Genomic DNA, 2,422 nt, shown 5'->3' with positions numbered 1-2,422 from the left:
TAGTTGGTAATTAGTCATTAATTAAGCGTCTCTTAACTAATGACTAATGACTAATGACCACTGACTAATAACAATTAACCATTAACAGCCATTAAACTGAAATAGAATAAAGTAACTGTGCAAGAAGAACTAATCGCAAACATGAGCGATCGCCCCAGTGGCACATTCAGAATATAGAAAACCGAAAACAACAACCGGGCGATCGTAAAAGCGATCGCAGCCCAACCCGCCGGTTCCGAATCTACCCCCGTCACAAAAGCCATCAAAGCCGCCGCTGAAAACAGCATAAACGTCTCAAACGAATTTTGGTGAGCCCAAGTTGCCCGCTGAGCGTAAGCAGGCAACTTATCAAACATAGCGCGGGGGGCTGCTTGGTCATAGCCTAGTTGCAAGCGGGCGAACGCCACCACCACAAACGGTGCGTAAACCAGCGCAGCAGCAGCAGCTATACAATCAAGCAGAATAACCGACACAGGTAATCCCAACAGCATCATCCGCCTCGCAGTTCAATCAAAATAGAACAGAGTAACTACCTTGCGCTGTTCCTCCGCATCCTGGCAAGTTTTCAGCAAAGTGTGGCTTTCGTGAAAAGCAAAACAGATCAGTTGCTGGCAGCGAGAAATAATCTCCTGATTGCACATGGCGCTTGCTTCCGGGAGAGACAAGCTATCATTTTTGGGATTTTCTACCAAATGTATCACTTGTTCGAGTTGGTCGCGAGACTCCCGAGGCTGGCGACTCATGCTTTGTGGCAAAATCACCGTCAGCAGATTAGGATCTGCTCGCATGGCCCCCCGAATTGCTGCTGAATTGGTGCCTGTAGCGCCAGAAGTGATGAGCTGATTGCCTCCCAGAACTATGGCGTAGCTCAGCATCTCAATTAGCTGCTGGTGGGTAATAGGAACGTGACGAGAACCCAAAAGAGCAATCCGCTTGGAGCTGGTTTGCTGGATCGCCGCAAGTTCTTGTAAAAAATCATCTACTCTGGGTAGCTCAATTGATTGACTCAAAGAATTTATTAAATTAAATAAAACTACGTTGTGGATTTTAGCAGACTCACTAGCCATTGCCGCCAAAAAGAAGTTAAGAATTGCTGATTTACCGGATCAGACTAGAGGATCTGGAGATTTGAGGAAGCCAGAATGCAGAATGTCTTCAGACCTTCGGCAGCCGGAGCTCAAGGTAGAATTCAATAAAAATTGAGAATTTAAGAATTTTGGCTTTTTATTTATTTAAACAAAAAGTGCTTTCTGCCGAATACCTTCTTCCCTCGGCTCCGGCTCTGTTATTAATGGACTCGATCGCTCAGGCCCAAGGATGCCATCATGCCATCAAGGTCAAAATGTTCTGCCATTAGCTGAGTAACGCATTCCACCTTGATCGGTTCATGCAGGCGCACGTTGCCAAAGGTGCTGTCGATAATTTCTACCGTGGTTAAGGTATCCAAATCAACAGACAAAACCGGAATTTCCATTTCTTCTGCCCTGCCAATCACTAGGGGAGAAGGAGGCAAGTGGCCTGTCAAAATTAAGCACTGAGTCGAACTCTCCAGAGCCGCGAGCTGAATGTCCGTGCGATCGCCCCCCGTCACCACCGCCATATTTCTCGCTTTGCGGAAATACTTCAGAGCCGAACTAACATTCATTGCACCAATTGTCAAGGTTTCCACCATCAAATCCAAACGGTCTCGACGGCACAGCACATCAGCTTTCAATTGGTGTACCAATTCTTTGACGCTAACACTCCGCAGCAAAGCACTTCTCGGCAGCATTCCCAAAACTGGAATACCCGCAGCCTCCAGAAAAGGCCGCACAGTCGCCGTTACGGATTCGAGTTTGTCCGAGGGAACGTCATTAAGTACCACTCCCAGCAACCGCGAACCCAAACGCTGTTTAGCCGACAGCAAATCGTCTATATAAAGATCGATCGGACGGGCTACCAACAGCACAGAAGCATCAACTGCCTCAGCGACTTGAGCCAAAGACAAGTCAAACAGACTGCCTTCCTCCAAATTAGCTGGGCCTTCTAACAGCACCAAGTCTCCGCTGGGAGCTTGCAAATATTGCGCTAAAGACTGGCGGTAATCTGTCTTGTCTTCTCCCCGCAAACGCTTGTGAACCGTCTCTTCATCCAAATAGAGCAGTGTTGACGGCATCTGACTTTCTGAGAGCTTCAGCGTCTCTACCGCGAACCGCACGTCTTCGTCCTCGATCCCAGCTCCCTCGGAGCTGAAACAGGTTCCCAGAGGTTTGCCGTAGGCGACTGCCAGCCCCTTGTCCCGGAGTCCGAGTGCCATCCCCAGAGCGATGGCAGACTTGCCGCTGTAAGCTTTTGTGGAACCGATCAGCAAATATTTAGTCAATTTGGGTACGCCTTCAATCCTCAATTTGCACCTGTCTATTTCAATAAATTTAGTTTTTTC

Annotated in this window: 3 protein-coding genes; all 3 read right to left on the bottom strand. The window is 48.0% G+C overall.

Annotated features, from left to right (window positions below; genetic code table 11):
• Positions 1-74: 74 nt before the first annotated feature.
• Positions 75-491: an MAPEG family protein gene (locus QUA38_RS28520; RefSeq protein ID WP_333167807.1), complete on the bottom strand. Its 417-nt coding sequence runs from the start codon at positions 489-491 to the stop codon at positions 75-77.
• A gap of 15 nt (positions 492-506) precedes the next feature.
• Positions 507-1,010, bottom strand: coding sequence for a hypothetical protein (locus QUA38_RS28515; protein WP_039887610.1), 504 nt, complete (start codon positions 1,008-1,010; stop codon positions 507-509).
• A 278-nt stretch (positions 1,011-1,288) separates the two neighbouring features.
• Positions 1,289-2,386: a phosphotransacetylase family protein gene (locus tag QUA38_RS28510; RefSeq protein WP_333167804.1), complete on the bottom strand. Its 1,098-nt coding sequence runs from the start codon at positions 2,384-2,386 to the stop codon at positions 1,289-1,291.
• Positions 2,387-2,422 lie beyond the last annotated feature (36 nt).

This window comes from Microcoleus sp. Pol12B4 (assembly GCF_036701385.1).
In the GTDB taxonomy this organism is placed as follows: Bacteria; Cyanobacteriota; Cyanobacteriia; order Cyanobacteriales; family Microcoleaceae; genus Microcoleus.
Note: the sequence above shows the minus strand (reverse complement) of the source record. Positions and strands in the feature narration are given on the sequence as shown.

What these genes read in the sequence shown, in the direction of transcription:
- QUA38_RS28520 (WP_333167807.1), bottom strand. Translation starts at nt 491, where the DNA reads ATGCTGTTGGGATTACCTGTGTCGGTTATTCTGCTTGATTGTATAGCT.